This is a genomic window from Marispirochaeta aestuarii, assembly GCF_002087085.1.
GTDB lineage: Bacteria > Spirochaetota > Spirochaetia > JC444 > Marispirochaetaceae > Marispirochaeta > Marispirochaeta aestuarii.
In genome coordinates, this window is record NZ_MWQY01000004.1 from 121,548 (window position 1) to 137,842 (window position 16,295).

At 56.6% G+C, this 16,295-nt stretch carries 12 protein-coding genes; 7 read left to right on the forward strand and 5 right to left on the reverse strand.

What is annotated here, in order from left to right; all coding sequences use genetic code 11:
• Window positions 1-3: 3 nt before the first annotated feature.
• A complete protein-coding gene (locus B4O97_RS04735) occupies window positions 4-1,197 on the reverse strand; it encodes a TraB/GumN family protein (protein WP_083048800.1) in 1,194 nt (397 codons plus the stop codon).
• Window positions 1,194-2,600 (reverse strand): tetratricopeptide repeat protein, encoded by a 1,407-nt coding sequence (locus B4O97_RS04740; protein WP_083048802.1) that lies wholly within the window; start codon window positions 2,598-2,600, stop codon window positions 1,194-1,196. Before B4O97_RS04740 ends, B4O97_RS04735 begins: the two co-directional genes overlap by 4 nt.
• A gap of 148 nt (window positions 2,601-2,748) precedes the next feature.
• Between B4O97_RS04740 and B4O97_RS04745 the strand changes: the two genes are divergently transcribed.
• On the forward strand, window positions 2,749-3,237 hold the full coding sequence (locus tag B4O97_RS04745; protein WP_083048803.1) for a glutathione peroxidase: 489 nt from the start codon (window positions 2,749-2,751) through the stop codon (window positions 3,235-3,237).
• Between the two features lie 18 nt (window positions 3,238-3,255).
• Window positions 3,256-3,693, forward strand: coding sequence for a MarR family winged helix-turn-helix transcriptional regulator (locus B4O97_RS04750; protein ID WP_083048804.1), 438 nt, complete (start codon window positions 3,256-3,258; stop codon window positions 3,691-3,693).
• 19 nt (window positions 3,694-3,712) lie between these two features.
• Here the strand turns inward: B4O97_RS04750 and B4O97_RS04755 are convergent, their stop codons facing one another.
• Complete coding sequence (locus B4O97_RS04755; RefSeq protein ID WP_083048806.1) at window positions 3,713-4,081, reverse strand: hypothetical protein; 369 nt, start codon at window positions 4,079-4,081, stop codon at window positions 3,713-3,715.
• A gap of 495 nt (window positions 4,082-4,576) precedes the next feature.
• Between B4O97_RS04755 and B4O97_RS04765 the strand changes: the two genes are divergently transcribed.
• Together B4O97_RS04765 and B4O97_RS04770 are read left to right on the forward strand one after the other, a co-directional pair.
• Window positions 4,577-6,751, forward strand: coding sequence for an MFS transporter (locus B4O97_RS04765; protein WP_083048808.1), 2,175 nt, complete (start codon window positions 4,577-4,579; stop codon window positions 6,749-6,751).
• 56 nt (window positions 6,752-6,807) lie between these two features.
• Window positions 6,808-8,655 carry a hypothetical protein gene (locus tag B4O97_RS04770; protein WP_083048810.1) on the forward strand — a complete coding sequence of 616 codons (1,848 nt, stop codon included), beginning with the start codon at window positions 6,808-6,810 and terminating at the stop codon, window positions 8,653-8,655.
• Here B4O97_RS04770 and B4O97_RS04775 read toward each other — a convergent pair.
• On the reverse strand, window positions 8,645-11,998 hold the full coding sequence (locus B4O97_RS04775) for a beta-ketoacyl-ACP synthase 3 (RefSeq protein WP_083048811.1): 3,354 nt from the start codon (window positions 11,996-11,998) through the stop codon (window positions 8,645-8,647). The genes B4O97_RS04770 and B4O97_RS04775 overlap by 11 nt on opposite strands.
• 154 nt (window positions 11,999-12,152) lie before the next feature.
• On the opposite strand from B4O97_RS04775, the gene B4O97_RS04780 reads away from it, so the two are divergent.
• The 3 genes from B4O97_RS04780 (at window position 12,153) to B4O97_RS04790 (ending at window position 15,396) form a co-directional block, all read left to right on the forward strand.
• Window positions 12,153-14,120 (forward strand): NAD(+) synthase, encoded by a 1,968-nt coding sequence (locus B4O97_RS04780; RefSeq protein ID WP_083048813.1) that lies wholly within the window; start codon window positions 12,153-12,155, stop codon window positions 14,118-14,120.
• Window positions 14,121-14,205: 85 nt separating this feature from the next.
• Window positions 14,206-14,547, forward strand: a complete 342-nt coding sequence (locus tag B4O97_RS04785) for a NifB/NifX family molybdenum-iron cluster-binding protein (protein WP_083048815.1) — start codon at window positions 14,206-14,208, stop codon at window positions 14,545-14,547.
• Window positions 14,548-14,559: 12 nt separating this feature from the next.
• Window positions 14,560-15,396 (forward strand): Mrp/NBP35 family ATP-binding protein, encoded by an 837-nt coding sequence (locus B4O97_RS04790; RefSeq protein WP_083048817.1) that lies wholly within the window; start codon window positions 14,560-14,562, stop codon window positions 15,394-15,396.
• Here B4O97_RS04790 and B4O97_RS04795 read toward each other — a convergent pair.
• Entirely contained in the window at window positions 15,393-16,280 is an 888-nt protein-coding gene (locus tag B4O97_RS04795; RefSeq protein ID WP_083048818.1) for a class I SAM-dependent methyltransferase, read from the reverse strand. The two genes, B4O97_RS04790 and B4O97_RS04795, sit on opposite strands and share 4 nt — an antisense overlap.
• Window positions 16,281-16,295: the final 15 nt, after the last annotated feature.

A 16,295-nucleotide genomic window follows, 5' to 3' on the forward strand; every position in this document is an offset into this window, starting at 1 on the left:
CCTTCAGCCTCCGATCAGGGAGGTCAGATAGGGAATTCCGATAAAGGTGCCGACGGCGCTCCCCACGGAGGAGAGAAAAAAGACCAGCAGCGCATGGGTAAAGCGGTTGCGGTAAAATCCGCGGATACTCAGAATATCGTCATGGAGGGTCTCAAAGTCCTTTACCCGGGGCTTTCTCAGGACCCCTTCGATAAGCCCGGCGACGATACCCACCCCGATGGTCGGATTCAGCGAGGTAATCGGCGCCGCCACAAAGGACAAAATAATCGTCAGGGGATGGGCCAGGGCAATAATCGCTCCCAGGGCCGAGAGGGTTCCGTTGACCAGCACCCACATCCAGAGCATGGAGAGGGCGTTCTGCCAGCCGGAACTGACAAAACCGAGGCCTACAATTACAAGGATTACCGCCGGTACAAGCCAGGGCAGCACCCGGGAGATTCTTCCCCGGGGGGGAACACTGCTGATATCGGATAAATCAGTATTCCCGTTCTCCTCGTCAAGTTCGTGGAGGATCCTGATAATACCGGGACCGTGCCCGGCTCCGATTACCGCTACGTTGCGTTCTCCAGGGGCCTGGAAGATCTTTGTTGCCAGAAAACGATCCCGCTCATCAATCAGCACCTCCTTTACGGACGGCAGATAACCGGCAAGCTCCTGCATCATGTCTTCCAGAGCGCTCTTCTCCTTGAGGCGTTCTATCTCCTCTTCCGAGAGCTTCTCGTTGGTAAACGCGGAACTCAGGAGGGCCGCAACGAGCTTGTTCTTGCCCCAGAATCCGGATTTGGCCCAGGCCCGTCGCAGGGTGGTCTGGATCTCCCGGTCGGCAAAGGAAAAGGAGATATCCTCCTCTTCGCAAACAGAGACCGCCCGTTTCATCTCCTCCCCCGGGGCAATACCCAGGTCCATTCCCATGCGTCGCTGAAAGGAGGTAAGCACCAGGTTGACCAGAAGCAGAAAGGCCTTTCCCTGCTTCATGACCTGGCCGATATTCATGCTTTCCCAGCTCTGCTTCTTTTTCATGGCCGCGAATCGGCCTTCGTCAATCTCAATACAGACATGATCGGGCTTCTCTTCCCGGATTACCCGTTCCACCTCGTCGGCACTCTCTGAGGAGACATGGGCGGTTCCGATCAGAACGACTTCCTTGTTCCGCAGCTTTATTCTGGTCACCGTATCGCTTACATGGATATCCTTCACTCAATAACTCCCCGGCGCTTCAGGAACTCCCTGGCAAGCCGTGTCTCCCGGAGGGAGAGAATATTCGCGTCCGCCGTCTCCATTAAAAGGGTCTCCCCCAGGGCGGACATATCATGGGTGATGTAGAACATCCCCAGATAAAAAAACATCTGACTTTTCAGAAGAGGCTGCTTCTCCTCTTTCAGCTTCCTCAGGGCCGTTCCCTCGTAGCCGGGTTCCACAAAAGTCCTGGCAACATGATAGGCCCCGGAATCCCGCGGAAAGGTATTCACGATACCCCGGAAATACTCTGTTCCCTTCTCGGCATCCCCTTCCACAAAATAGAGAGCCCCGACCATCAGCTTGAATCCGGGGTTCTCCTGATCCTGTTCACTGCTCATGCGATAAAGACGGCGGGCCTCCGGGTAGCGCTCTGCCAGCACATAGAGCATACCGAGATCCGGATATACCGGATAGTAGTCCGGCCGCCTGGAAATAACAAACTCAAGATCCTTCAGGGCCTCAGCGTAGCGCCCCAGATCTATCAGGATGCCTCCCCGATAGACGTAGGCGTAAAAAAGCTCAGGGTTGATCTCAACGGCACGGTCGAAATCCTCCAGGGCCAGGGACGGTTTTGCAAGATCGATGAGCCGCACCTTGCCCCGGTCAATATAGTGCCAGTAGTGGTCCGGGAGCGCCTCTATGGCCCTGGTCAGATCCTCTTCCGCGCCTTTGGGGTTTCCGAGCCTGAGTTTGCTGCGGGCACGGTCGGCATAGACGAAGGAGTAATCCGGGTCGATTCTGGCGGCCTCATTGAACTGCTCGACTGATTCCTGATAGTCCTCGGTCCTTCTGAGGGCATTCGCGTAACCCAGGCGGGCAACAAAGCTGTCGGGATCCGATTCCAGGCTGCGCCGGAAGGATTCCTTCGCTTTGCGGTATTCCCTGCGTTCCAGGTAGAGTTCGCCCAGGGAGGCGTTCGCCCGGGGCTCTCCCGCATCTATACTCAGGATCTCCTCCAGCGTTGATTCCCTGTCCTTGTTTTCTCCCCGGGCACCCTGCACAAGGGAAAGGTTGTAGAGGGCATTTATATTCTCCGGGTTCTCCTTAAGGACCGCTTCAAGCTCCGACTCCGCTTCGTCGAACTGTCCCACCGCCAAAAGCAGCGAAGAGTAGAGAACCCGGGTTTCCGGGTCCTCCGGAGCCTCCCGCTTCGCCCGTTCGAAGGCGGAGATCGCCGCTGAGGGATCTCCGGTGGCGGCGTAGTAGCTGACGCCCCGGTAGGTCTCTTCCTCCAGGCTGGTTTCCGGTATCGCTTCGGGTTCAGGTTCTACAGTTTTTGGCGCCGTGGCACAACCGAAGAAAATATAGGCAGCCAGGAGAGAAACAAGAAGCGGGGAGAATATGCGGTGCGTAGCTGACATGAAACTCAACCTCTACGTATAGGAAAATCTCCCGGAAACTCTACACGAAAGAGAGGCCCTCCGCAAGAAGATGAAAACCGGCACTTTTTATATCGCGCACGATAAAATCGCACTTGATTCTTATTTGTAATGCAGGTATATTACTCCCATGAAATCACCATTTTACAGTTTTCAGGCAGAAAGCCTGCAGGGTAAACCGGTATCCTTCGATGAATACGAAGGCAGGGTTGTGCTGGTCGTCAATACCGCAAGCAAATGCGGTTTAACCCCTCAATATGAAGGTCTCGAAACACTCTATAAAAAGTATCGGGATCGGGGACTCGTAATACTTGGATTTCCCTGCAATCAGTTCGGCAATCAGGAACCGGGAAACGAGAACTCGATACAAGAAGGATGTCTGATCAATTACGGAGTCAGCTTTCCCGTATTCAGAAAAATCGACGTAAACGGAAATGACGCTCATCCGCTTTTCGCCTACCTGACTAAATCCCTTCCGGGAATATTCGGAGGAAAAATCAAGTGGAACTTTACCAAGTTCCTGCTGGATCGAAGGGGTAATCCCGTAAAAAGGTATGCCCCGTCGACAAAACCGGAAAAACTGGAACCTGCAATCAGGATGTTGCTGGATAAGAGCTGAAGAGGCTATACTTGCTGTATGGCTGATTCTGATGATGTACTGAAACTGGAAAACCAGCTCTGTTTTCCCTTTTACGCGGTCTCCCGGCTCATTACCCGTCATTATCAGCCCCTGCTGGAAAAACTGAACCTGACCTACCCGCAGTACCTGGTTCTTCTGGTACTGTGGGAGCGTCAGTCCTCCAGCGTTACGGAGCTGAGCCGGATTCTTCTGCTCAACTCAAACACCCTGACCCCCCTGCTCAAACGCCTGGCAGCGCAGGGTTATATCGAGCGCACCCGCAGCGACGAAGATGAACGGAGGGTAATGATCAGTCTTACAGAAAGGGGCTGGAATCTGCGCAAAGAAGCCCTCGGCATTCCAGAAAAGCTGGTCGCCTCCCTGGAGTATTCAGAGGAAGATCTCATTGCATTGAAAAAACTGATCGATCCTTTCCTGGAAGCTTTGAAAAAATAGAGGGCATCCCTGCAGTTTTTTACTCTCGCAGATTTGTTCTCTGATGAAAGATTACCTTCCATTCCCCGTTCGTCGACTTCCAGATTGAGCTGCAGTTCGCCTTTGTTCTGCTGTTGTTCTTCGTTTTCACAGCTTCGTACAGCAAAAGGGCCGTATCCTCGGACAGCATGATCATTTCAGACGCTGTATCCGAGATGTAAAAGACACCGTCAAGTTTTTCCAGCCCGGCCTTGCTTGAATAGGCCTTTCGGCCATGTTCATCGATTTCGATACAATTTTCTTCGACAATCCGGTTGATCTGCTCCCTGTCGTTCCGAATACCCTTATTCAATAACAGTTCTTCCCGCGCAATGAGTTCCTTTTTGCTTATCCCATTAGTATCCGTCATATAACATGCTCCCGAGGCCCTGAATGTTTCTCCATGATATCAGATTCCCGATATCTTTTCTAATACCCTTCTGCGAGGAGATCCTGAAGTCTGCCAGGGAATATGGACGTCAATGATCGTCGTCGATACCAATGTAATCGCCTGGATGTTTCTCTTATCCCCATACAGAAAAGCTGCTGAAGAGCTGTACTGCAACGATTCTGACCGGGCGGCTCCCCGGCTCCGGCGCAGTGAGTTTCAGAACGTTCTGACTCATTATGTGCACAAACAGCTTCTCAGTACGGATGATACTGTCGGTATCTTTACTGCTGCATCGGATGTAACGAAGGGAAGGGGGTTCGGCCTATGTCTGCGAATTTGTGGATACAGCCCGTTCCCTGGGGGTACCGTTTTACACAGGCCAGCGAAGTCCGGTAAAGGCTTTTCCGGAGACAGCAATAAAAATCGGAATTCCGGATTGACCAGCCCCCCTTCCCGCTCTACAGTAATGCAGAGATGATCACCGATTTTCTTACCCAGGACGAACGAGAAAAAGGAGTCCGGCTGCTTCTCTGGCACGCCCTCTTCAACGGGCTGGGTTACGGTTTTCTTGCAGAGACGATAATTTATCTGCTGGCCCTGCAGTTCAATCCCTCCAACACCCAGCTGGGTTTTATCTCGTCGGCTATTCATATTGCGGGACTCGTACTGCTTTTCGTCCCCCGGCTGACCAACGGCATGAACCTGCGAAAACTCTTTTTCTCCGCCTGGATGTTCCGCGGCGCGGTGAGCTCCTTTTACGTACTGCTGCTCTTTACCCGGGGGCAGACGGCGGTGGTCCTTATTCTTGGCATCTATGCCCTCTTCTGTATCTCCCGTATTGTCGGGGCCTCCATGGCCGAGCCGGTGCAGCAGATGGTGGCTTCCACGGAAACCCGGGGGCGCTTTATCGCCCAGATGTTCATCAGCAACCAGTCCGCCCGGCTGGTCAGCCAGCTCATCAGCTACCTCTTGACCTCCATCGCAATCATGAGCGAATTGAACAGTCTGCTTGTTCTGATAGGCCTTGGAGTAGTAACCAATACGATCTCGGCCCTTTACCTGCGCAGGATTCCCTACCGGGAAAAGAGCCAGTATCAGAAAGGGAGCAACCTCTACCGGGTACTCCTTCGGACGGTAAAAAACCGGGAGCAGTTACTGGTGATCTTTATCCGCTGTTTCAGCCTTTCCGCCGCGGTGCTCATCGGTTTTACCACCCCCTTCCTGCGGGTAGTGGTGGGCTACGCCCAGAACATGGTGTTTCTTTATTCCCTGGTAGGTACGGCGGGAATGATTGTAAGCGGCCTGTTCCTGCGGCCCATCGTGGACAATGTGGGGTCCAAGCCCCTTTTGATGGCCTCCTTTACCGGTCAAGCGGCCATCTTTATTATCTGGGCCGGCCTCAAGGATGCACCCCTGGGACTTTTTCTGGGCCTGGGATTTTTTACCACCTTTCTGCAGGCCTCGGTTTTTCAGCTGGTCGCCCGGCTCGTGTATAACGTGATCCCCGAGGAGGACAAGATCAGCTTCATGTCCCTGCTGAACTTTATCACCGCCGTATTCTCCTTCCTGGCCGGTATTGCAGGAGGTCTCCTCATCGACCTGGCGGCAAAAATCAGCCTTCCCTTCGGCTCCGACTACAGTCTCACCTTTACAGCAGGCTCAATATACTGCGCCATAGCCTTCCTGCTGGTATTCAGCCTGCGGGACCAGGGTAGCCTGGGTATGCGGGAAACCGCGAACATCATCTTCTCGCCCCGGAACTTCAAGACCTTCCTGGATATCTACACCTTCAACCTGACGGCCAATCCGGTAAAGCGGCAGAATATCCTTACCGCGCTGAACTTCTCTCCCACACCTCAGGCGGAGCAGGAGCTGCGGCAGATCCTGAACAACCCGATTGCCCCGGAGAAGGACCAGATACTTATTTCCCTCTATACGAACCCCAGACCCCGGCTCCTGGGGCTCATAATCCGGGAAGCGGAGAACCCGGAATCCGCCCAGCGCTCCAGCGCCATCTTCGCCCTGGGGGCCTACCCGGGAGAAAAGAGCCGAAACGCCCTGCGCGGGCTCTATCAGTCGGAGGATCCCCGGGTATCCTGCGCCGCGGCCAAGTCCCTGGCCCGGATCGGAAACCCTGTTCATCCCGAAGAGCTTGAAGGTCGCCTGATCTCCGTCGACCTTCCCACCCGGGCGATGCAGGACCTGATGGTTGCCCTTTCAGTGGCGGGGGAACATGAGCGTTACCTCCGCTCCCTCTTTCAGCTCTGTCCGGCCTACCGGGGCGATTACCATCTGCAGAGCATCCTGGCCCTCGCCGCAGCCCTGGAGGATTATTCCCCCCGTCTCGACCTTATCTATTCCCGGGAGAACAACAGAAGCGGCGGCGGGCTGTCCATCATCATCGAAGAGACCCGCCCCTTCAAACCCTTTTTCGATGACCTCCGGACCATTCAGGAATACTATCGCAACGGTCGGCATGAAGAGCTCCGGGACTGGTGCTGCAGGGTCGTTTCCGACTACACCCTGGACGAGCATCCGGTGGCCCTCTCGATGAAATCCGACTCGGGCCATCCCTCTTCTTCGCTGAGTCTTGGGCGCCTGTATTTCACCTTTCAGTTGATGAATCTTCTTCGTCGTCCCGGGAAGTAGTTTTTCCCTCTGATATATTGCTTGCCTCAAGGGGCCGGCCTTGGTACAATCCGGTCATGAAAAGTCGGGTCAGGCCAGCCTACTACCTTGTTCTTGTTGTGTACGCACTTATAATCGGTGGACTTCTGTATCGGGAATTCGGCCAGGCCAGACCTGTCAGCTATTCTCTGGGAGAAATAAGCATATCCGCCCGTCAGACCGCAGGAGTCCCGGGAAACATTCTTCCTGGACAGGGTGCAGGGTTCCGCTCCCTTACCCTGCGCTACCGCAGCTTTCAACTCTCCATCCCCGAAACGGGCCTTGCCGTTGAAGTCGATGAGGAGGGCACGGAAATTCCTGCCGCCGTGGCTGACATTGACCGTTCAAGCAGCGAGATTTCAATACGCCTGGTTTCCGGGATTGAACTCCGGATACGGGAGAACGAAGAGGAAAACAACAGTTACATCCTGAGCCTCGATTTTACAGCCGCCGATGCGGAGAAGCTGCGGGGCATTCGACTCCCCTGGAGAGGTTCGGAACCGCAGTTTCACAGCGGGCTGCCCATACTCATTGCCTCACCCCCCGGAACATCGGGAGGTACGGTACTGCTGCCTGCTTCGGCCCGGGTGAATGCGGAGTTCCTCTCCATTCCCCGGAGTGATTCCCTCCAGGAGATCCTGCTCTTCAACGCCCCCGAAGAGGGTTCCCTGATTGAAAGCTGGTTCCGAATACGGGGAGGTCTCGCCTCGAGAGAAGAAGCCGACCGTGCCCTGAAGGAGTTTTACAACCTCGCCTACAGAGGCTGGGAACGGGACCGCTGGATTCCCGGGGCAGGGAGCTGGGAATACGTGGCGGACGCTCCGCCGGAGAGCAGAACTGCCACGGCACTCCTCATGGAATCCCTCTCCAGAGGCAGCTACTTCTCAACCAGGGAACGCCTTGCCGCGGCCAGTCCCCGGCTCATCGACCATACCAGCGCCCTCTTTCTCGGGTCCGTCGTATCTCCCTTCGAACAGTTCGGTTCATCCATGGAAGATTTCATGGCGGAAGTCCGGCAGGCGCTGAACAACGGAGACAGTTCGATATTTGACAAAGTCGACAGTCTGAACAGAATTATCCAGGCGGGAATCGGTTCCGGGGAAGGCATACAGGATGCCCTCTCCCAGCTGGCGGAAACAACGGTCCTTGCCGAACCATCCAGCCCGGCGGAACTGCTCAGGGCCATCAGGGCCGCTGAGTTTCTGCTTGAATGGGAAGGGCCGGAACACTCGGGAATCCGCTATCTGATCCGGGAAGAGCTTCTGCCCGGACTCTGTACAACGAATTACGGCTACGGCATACACTTCAACGGGACCTCCGACGCCCTGACCGGCGTTCTGGCGGGAAGACTGATGGCCGCAGGCAGTGACGACTTTTCCGCAGCCCTGGGATACACCCTTCTTGCATCCTTTACCGCCTCCGCCGGGGAGTTCTCCCGGACCCCCGCCGGGATTATACGCAGGGAGTTTTATTACCAGAACTCACAGAAACTTCTGGAACCGGAAGCCCTGCCGCGGCTTCAACCCCTGGCGGGAGAACTGCCCTATCAGCCGCGGGCAATCGAACTGGGAACAGACGAAGGATGGATGTGGACCACCGCCGCGGATGTGCGTTACCAGGACGGCGGTACAACGAGCATCTTGAGTTTTCGCTTTCCCCAGGGCGGAATACACCACTTTGCCCTCTACGGGGTAGAACCCTTCGACCAGATCCAGATGCACGGAATTCCCTGGAAGAGCGACCCGGAATTCCAGCGCTACAGCGACGGCTGGGTGTACAATCCCCGTACGAAAACCCTCTTCTTCAAGATACGGCACCGCTCCGAGAGGCAGGAGATACGGATCCTCCGAAATACCCCTGAAGCGGCTCCTCCGGCTAGGCCTTGATCCGCTTTAGTACACCCCCGGCAAAGGTGAAACCGCCTCCGAAGGCTGTAAGTCCGTAGTACTCTTCCCGGCGGGAACTATCCTCCAGGATCCTTTCAATACAGACCGGGATTGTCGATGACGAGATATTTCCGATTCCATCGATAATGCTGTAAACCTTCTCCGGTTTTGCCCTGAGCTTCTGTCGTACAGCATCAATTATCCGCTGGTTTGCCTGGTGGGGAACTACAAGATCGAGCTCATCGGGTCCGATTCCCGCCTCCCTGCAGGCGTCTTTAAGGATGTCCGCCATGGCGGTAACCGCCTTGCGAAAGACCTCCGGTCCTTCCATGAAAACCGGGTCCTTCAGGTCTGCAGGGATCCTCAGAAGTGATCCGTCTTCCCCACTGGCGGAGAGGACCGGCCGCTTTATCTCCAGAACGCCCTTTTCCGACAGCTCATTTCCGCCGACTATCATGGTCGCCGTTGCACCGTCACCGAAAACCGGGGCTGTGGAGGGATCAGATGTATCCATACGGTCAGAAAGCACATCGGCGGTAACAAGCAGTACTCTGTGGCCGGGTTTCTGTGCCAGGTAGTCGTGGGCTATCTGCAGGCCGTAGACGTATCCGGAACAGGCGGCGTTTATGTCATAAGCCGGACAGGTACAGTCGGCATTGTACCTGCGGTTCAGTTCATACTGCACCATGGTGGCCAGGGCCGGAGTGTTCATGACGGGGGTCACGGTGGAACAGATCAGAAGGTCCACCTCCTCGATTCCCATACCCAGATCATCCAGCAGCCGGCTTGCGGCGTCCACCGACAGGCTCAGGGCATTCTCCCCCTCCCCGATCCAGTGGCGCTCCCTGATTCCGGTGCGTCGCACTATGTCGTCGGGACTCCAGGTGGGACAGAGCCGGGAGATTTCTTCGTTGCTCACAACCCGGGAACCCAGGACCCCCCGGACCGCCGTAATGGCCGCCGTTCCCTCCCGGGAAGGTCCGGAAAAGCCGGAAGCTCCGGTCTTGAGAGACGTGATAACCGGGATTCCAGGTTCCTCCCGGGTAATAGGTTTGATCCTCACTGCTCCCTTTTCCAGGCGGATCTTTGCAATCCCGTCACCCACATTGGCGGAGTCCCCCTCGGCAACATCGAGGGAGCTCACGACACCGGAAACAGGGCTGGACAGGGTTACCATGGCCTTATCGGCTTCGAGTTCCGCAATCTCCTGACCTTCGCTGATGGAATCCCCCTCCGCCACGAGCCATTCGATAACCGTTACAACCTCATCGGAAGGACTCGATCCGACGGCTTCCAGGGTATAGAGTTCTCCGCCGGCCTCTTCCGCCTTGCGCCAGCTGATACTGCCCTCCAGCAGTTCAACGGCGGTCTCCAGTACCCGCTTGTACGACGGCAGGACCTCAAGCTGGTTGGCAAAATTGCAGGGAACGTAGGTATCTCCCCGGGTTACCCTCCGCAGCCGGATCGGACGACGGCTTGCCTCCGCCAGGGTACTCAGAATCTCCGACCCCATACCGGCGGTGTGGGTGTCTTCATGAACGACAATCAGCCGGCCGGTCTTTTCCGCCGAGGAGATGAGCATATCCCTGTCCCAGGGGGCCAGAGTACGCAGATCGATAACCTCCGCTTCCGCTCCGGCCTCCGCCAAGGCTGCCGCCGCCTTCATGCAGTGGACCACGGTGTTTCCCCATCCCAAGAGGGTGATGTCCCTGCCCTCCTTGAGGAGCCGGGCTTTACCGGGAGAGGCCAGCAGCCTGGCTGCCGGTCTGGTCGTGGCAAAATCCCTGCTGTTCAGCAGGTTCTTGGGATAGAAAAAGAGGGTCGGTCTCCCGGATTCGAAGGCGGAGTTCAGAAGGGCCGCTGCATCATCCGCCCGGGAGGGCATAAAGACATCCACCCCCGGGGTATGGGCGGCTATTCCGTCCATGGACTGGGCGTGAAAGGGTCCCAGGCCCGGCTTGTAGCCCCCGCAGGATATCATCACGATGACCGGGGCCTGCCAGCCGCCGTCGGTACGCCAATACATGCTTCCCAGCTCGGAGATTATCTGATTAAAGGCTATGGGCAGAAAATCGGCGAACTGCAGAAAGGCCACGGGACGCCTTCCCGCCAGGGCCTCGCCGCCGGCAATCCCCACAATGGAGGCCTCAGCCAGGGGAGAATTGCAGACCCGGCCGGGGAAGAGGTCCGTAAGACCCCGGGTCACCCCGAAGACGTCCCCCTTGGGATCTTCGATGTCCTCTCCGAACAGATAGACCCGTTCGTCGGCCTTCATGCGGGCAGTCAGGACATCCCGCAGGGTTTCAATCATGGTCCTGGGCTCACCTTCGCTCTCCGACGGCTGACTCTCGTCGACCTCGAGCAGGTGCCGGGGATAGGGTTTTACCGCATCGTGGACGGCCTCGGGTTCGGGACCCAGCTGACTCTCCCGGGCGAGGTTCTCCAGCTCCGTTCTGCGGGAGGCTTCAGCCTCCTCCAGTTCCTTCTCGTCCATACCGGATGAAAGAAGCACATCCCGCAGCTTCCGCACCGGATCCCCGGTCAGCCGTGCCCGGGAAATCTCCTCTTCGCTGCGATAGACCCGCTGGTCGTCGGCGTTGGTGTGGTTCGAAAGCCGTTCGACCTCCATAATCAGGATTGCCGGTCTCCTGGATTCCCGCATTTCCGCGACGGTCTCCCCAAAAACCTCGTCCGCCGTCAGCGGGTCCCGGCCGTCGAAACGGCGGATCGGTATACCGTAAAACTCTTCGGCCGGTCCGTCGGGAAGATTGTAGAAGGTCTTTCCCCGTGTGCGGGTGGATATGGCAAATCCGTTATCCTGAACAAGAAAAAGGACCGGAAGGGTCTCCCGAACCGCCTGGGCCACAGCTTCAAGAACCTCTCCCTGCTGGCTCATGCCGTCTCCCAGGGAACAAAGGACCACAGGAGCTCCGGGCCTGTCCTTTACGGCCCGGGCGACACCCGCCGCCTGGAGTCCCGAGTTTCCCACGGGTCCCACCAGACTGAGGATATTCAGTGAGGGATCACTCATGTGGGCGTTCATCTGCCTGCCCCGGGAGTGTGAAGCGTCCTTGTTGAAGAGAGAATGAAAGAACATTACCGGGGCCATTCCCCGGGCGAGCATCATCGCTTTGTCACGGTAGTGGCAGTGGAGCCAGTCCTCCGGCTTCAGATACTGAGCCAGGGCCGCCCCGGCTTCGTGCCCTCCCCCGGAGACGTGAAAAAAGGCCTCTCCCCGGTGAGTGTAGCTCTCTTCTATCCGGTCAATTTCCCGGGAAGAGAACATATTCATATAGAGTTTGAACAGATACTCCTGCCGCTGGGCGCTTATATCGGTCTTCATAGTTAAAAACTCCTCCATTCTCATGTCGGCCGCGGACCGACTGAAGAATTCGGAACAGGTTACCAGATCTTTAGATTAATGAAAACACTCCCGGTACGGCCCTTCCCGAAGACCAAACTTGACCTGCTCCGCCGGCCCGGCCTATCATGGAGCCATGAAAAGAACCCTCTCCGAATACGGTTACCTCCGCGCTGCGGCGGCTGTTCCCCTGGTAAAACCTGGAAATGTAGATTTCAACTGTACAAAAACCCGGAATCTGATGGAGGAGGCAGCCCGGGCGGACGTCTCCGTAACGGTCTTTCCCGAGCTCGGAATCACCGCTTACACCTGTGCCGACCTGTTTCAGCAGGATCGTCTGCTGCATACTGCGGAAGAGGGAGTCAGCGGCCTTATAAACCTGACAAAGTCCCTGAGCGGTGTTTTTGTTCTCGGGGTGCCGGTAAAACGGGACGGGAGGCTTTTCAACTGCGCCCTGGTAATCGGCGGAGGCAGGCTCCACGGCGTCGTACCCAAAACCATCATTCCCACCTATCGGGAGTTTTATGAGACCCGCTGGTTTGCAGGCGGCGGTCGTATAGGCGGTCAGGTAGAATACGCCGGACATCGAAGCCCCATGGGCACGGACCTGATCTTCTCTTTCGAGGCCGACGGAGCACGGAACCTTAAAGCAAGCTTCGGCGTGGAAATCTGCGAGGACCTCTGGGCACCCGTTCCGCCCAGCTCAGGCCTCTGCAGTGCCGGCGCCCAGATCATCCTGAATCCCTCCGCCAGCAATGAGCTCGTCGGCAAGGCATCCTACCGTCACGGACTCATTACCCAGCAGTCCGCCCGCTGTCTTTCCGCCTATGTTTACGCTTCCTCGGGGGTGGGGGAATCCACCACGGATACGGTCTTTGGCGGTCATGCCCTTATTGCAGAAAACGGGGCCATCATTGCCGAGGGCGAACGCTTTAAACGGGAAGGGCAGCTCCTCTATTCCGATATCGACCTCGATTTTCTTGACCACGAACGGATCAATTCAAGCACCTTCGCCCAGGGAGCCGACCTGGCAGAACGGGAGTACCGACAAATAAACCTGGAACTGAGCACCGCCTCCCCGGAAATCACCAGCCTTGTCCGCACACCGGTACGAAACCCCTTCGTACCGGCGGTCCGGGAAGATCTTGAGGCCCGCTGCCGCGAGATCTTCGCCATTCAGAGCGCAGGTCTTGCGGGAAGGCTTGCGCATATAGGCTGCACGAGCGTTGTCCTGGGGCTTTCGGGGGGGCTGGATTCCACCCTGGCACTTCTGGTTACCGTGGAGGCCTTCAGGGAGCTGGGGCTCGATCCTTCGGGGATCCGCACCTTTACCCTTCCGGGCTTCGGCACAAGTTCCCGTACCCGGACAAATGTGGAGAAACTGACCAGAGCCCTGGGAGTACCCCTGGAAACAGTGGATATAGCCGAAAGCTGTCTGCTGCAGCTCAAGGACCTTGAGCATTCGGGAAAACCCGAGGACACGGCCTATGAGAATGTCCAGGCCCGGCAGCGGACAATGTTTCTGATGAACAAAGCCAACATGCTGGGAGCCATCGTGATCGGGACCGGCGATCTTTCGGAACTGGCTCTGGGCTGGTGCACCTACAATGGGGACCATATGTCCATGTACTCGGTAAACAGCGGGGTGCCCAAAACCCTGGTCCGGTTTCTGGTTACCTACGCGGCGGACAGCTGGGCCGGAGACGAGGCCGCCGCAGTACTCCACGATATTGTTGACACACCCATCTCTCCCGAACTGCTTCCCCCCGACGCGGAAGGAGAGATCTCCCAGAAAACCGAGGATACCATCGGACCCTACGTATTGCACGATTTCTTTCTGTACCACGCAATACGCTGCGGCGCCTCCCCGAAGAAGGTACTCCTGCTGGCGGATAAGGCCTTTTCCGGAGAATACGAAACCGGCACAATCCTCACCTGGCTGCGCAGCTTTTACCGCCGCTTCTTTTCCCAGCAGTTCAAGCGATCCTGTCTTCCCGACGGTCCCAAGGTGGGAACCATCTCCCTCTCTCCCCGGGGTGACTGGCGCATGCCCTCGGATGCTGATGCGGGAATCTGGCTGGACGAACTGGACGCTCTGTCATAACAGAAGGCGGGATCAGCTACAGCGTATTGACCGCCCAATCCGAAAGGCGTATTATTGAGACTGATTTTCAATCAAGGAACGAACCATGAAATATGCAATTGCAGCCGATGGCAGCCAGATGGCCGGACACTTCGGCCACGCCCCTTCTTTTATTGTCGTTGATATTCGGAATGGAAAAACAGTATCCCGCCAGGAGTTTCCCAGCCCTCCCCATGCACCGGGAAGGATCCCCGCCTTCGTCAAGGAACTCGGGGCCGGCTGTGTTGTGGTCGGCGGAATCGGCGGTCAGGCAAAAGCCCTCTTTTCACAGCAGGGAATCGAACAGATCTGCGGAATAACCGGAAGTATCGATGATGTTATCGCCGCCCTGGAAGCCGGCACCCTCGAGGATGGCGGTGATCTCTGCGACCATTCCCACGGGCATTAGGAAAAGGTCTGTATGGAACAGGTAAACAGGATCGCCGAACAGGCGGAAGAGACCCGTCTTCTGCGGGACAACATGAGCAGGGTCAAAAATATCATCATGGTTATGAGCGGCAAGGGAGGAGTCGGGAAAAGCACCGTCGCGGTAAACCTGGCCCTGGGGCTCGCCAAAATGGGAAAGAGCACCGGCATCCTGGATATCGATATCCACGGACCGAATGTTCCGAAGATGCTGGGAGTCGACGATCAGCAGCTCTTTTCTTCCGATGAGAAGCGGATCATACCTCTGGAGAGCAGCCCGAACCTGAAGGTCGTAAGCCTTGCCCTGGCGGGTTACGAACCGGAACGGCCGATTATCTGGCGGGGGCCCATCAAGATGAACGTCATCAAGCAGTTCCTGAAGGACGTTGAATGGGGCGAGCTGGATTACCTGGTAATCGACACTCCGCCGGGGACCGGGGATGAACCCCTCTCCATCTGTCAGCTTCTGCCGGACATGGCGGGAACCATAATCGTAACCACTCCCCAGGAGGTTGCGAACCTGGATGCCATGAAAAGCGTCTCTTTTGCCCGGGAACTCAAGGTTCCGATTATCGGAATAATCGAAAACATGAGCGGCTTCGTTTGTCCGAACTGCGGCAGCGTAAGCGATATCTTCGGCAAGGGGGGAGGCAAGGCCATCGCTGAACGTTTCAAGGAAAACTTCCTGGGAGAACTGCCCCTGGACCCCCGGATCATGCAGGGGGGCGATTCCGGGCGGGGTTTTATCAGCGACAGCGAAGGACCCGCAGGCCAGGCCATGACGGCGATTATAGAAAAGATTATCGCCGGGGTAGATACAAAGTCAGCCTAAATTTTCTGATGTTCTCCGGGAACCGCGGCAATGCCGATCCACTCAGGAGAGGGTTTTAAGGGGGTTCCGGCCAGATCGGCCCACATGGCCTCCACTTCAAAACCCTCCGTCCTGAGGTATTCCCTGATCTCCCCCCGTTCAAACCATCGATGCCACAGGTTGCAGCTTCGCACAGTGCCGTCTTCAGTTACAATCAGGTAACGGTTCAGGTGCACCGACTTATCCGCGTAGCGGTGTTTTATCTCAAAAACCAGGTTTTTATCTCGGCTCCAGAAACCGTCCCGCAGCATGGTGTACCAGGCCCGTTCATCGGGATGAGGCAGATACATCTCGGTAAATACATCAAAAAGAAAGACCCCCCCCGGGCTCAAGGCCCTGCGGATATTCGCAAGGAGTCTTTTACGGGAGGCGGGATCCAGAACGCAGAAATCGCCGAAGATCATCACAATGATCTCGAAACTGTTCTCCCCGGCCTTCCATTCCCGGTAATCCATATTGAGATAGGTAATCTCCCGGCGCTTCTTTCGCGCATCGTCCCGGGCATAGCCGATGCTTACGGGAGAATAGTCAATCCCCGTAACCCGATAACCCGCGTCATGAAAACCCGAGGCATACAGCCCGGGTCCGCAGCCCAGATCCAGAAGCCGGGGATGGTTTTCCGGGGGATATTTCTCGCTGATGAACTTCAGAGTCTTTTCGATGGTCTCCGCCCTGCGGGAAGCATCATCGGAATGGGGATCGAGATGGGCCTCCAGTACATGGGAGGAGATATATGGATCCGTCCAGAAGACAAAATCCCCGGGCTCATAGAGCCTGGGCTTCTTTTCCAGCCGGTGCAGCAGGGAGAGATCGAGCTTTCCGTTTCGTATAATTCTAGCGGGCATAACAGGCGAAAGTGT

Bases quoted from the DNA above. Each gene is read 5' to 3' on its own strand.
- B4O97_RS04755 (WP_083048806.1), bottom strand. From the start codon at position 4,081: ATGACGGATACTAATGGGATAAGCAAAAAGGAACTCATTGCGCGGGAA.
- B4O97_RS04745 (WP_083048803.1), top strand. From the start codon at position 2,749: ATGAAATCACCATTTTACAGTTTTCAGGCAGAAAGCCTGCAGGGTAAA.
- B4O97_RS04780 (WP_083048813.1), top strand. From the start codon at position 12,153: ATGAAAAGAACCCTCTCCGAATACGGTTACCTCCGCGCTGCGGCGGCT.
- B4O97_RS04785 (WP_083048815.1), top strand. From the start codon at position 14,206: ATGAAATATGCAATTGCAGCCGATGGCAGCCAGATGGCCGGACACTTC.
- B4O97_RS04790 (WP_083048817.1), top strand. From the start codon at position 14,560: ATGGAACAGGTAAACAGGATCGCCGAACAGGCGGAAGAGACCCGTCTT.
- B4O97_RS04740 (WP_083048802.1), bottom strand. From the start codon at position 2,600: ATGTCAGCTACGCACCGCATATTCTCCCCGCTTCTTGTTTCTCTCCTG.
- B4O97_RS04770 (WP_083048810.1), top strand. From the start codon at position 6,808: ATGAAAAGTCGGGTCAGGCCAGCCTACTACCTTGTTCTTGTTGTGTAC.
- B4O97_RS04765 (WP_083048808.1), top strand. From the start codon at position 4,577: ATGATCACCGATTTTCTTACCCAGGACGAACGAGAAAAAGGAGTCCGG.
- B4O97_RS04750 (WP_083048804.1), top strand. From the start codon at position 3,256: ATGGCTGATTCTGATGATGTACTGAAACTGGAAAACCAGCTCTGTTTT.
- B4O97_RS04795 (WP_083048818.1), bottom strand. From the start codon at position 16,280: ATGCCCGCTAGAATTATACGAAACGGAAAGCTCGATCTCTCCCTGCTG.
- B4O97_RS04775 (WP_083048811.1), bottom strand. From the start codon at position 11,998: ATGAAGACCGATATAAGCGCCCAGCGGCAGGAGTATCTGTTCAAACTC.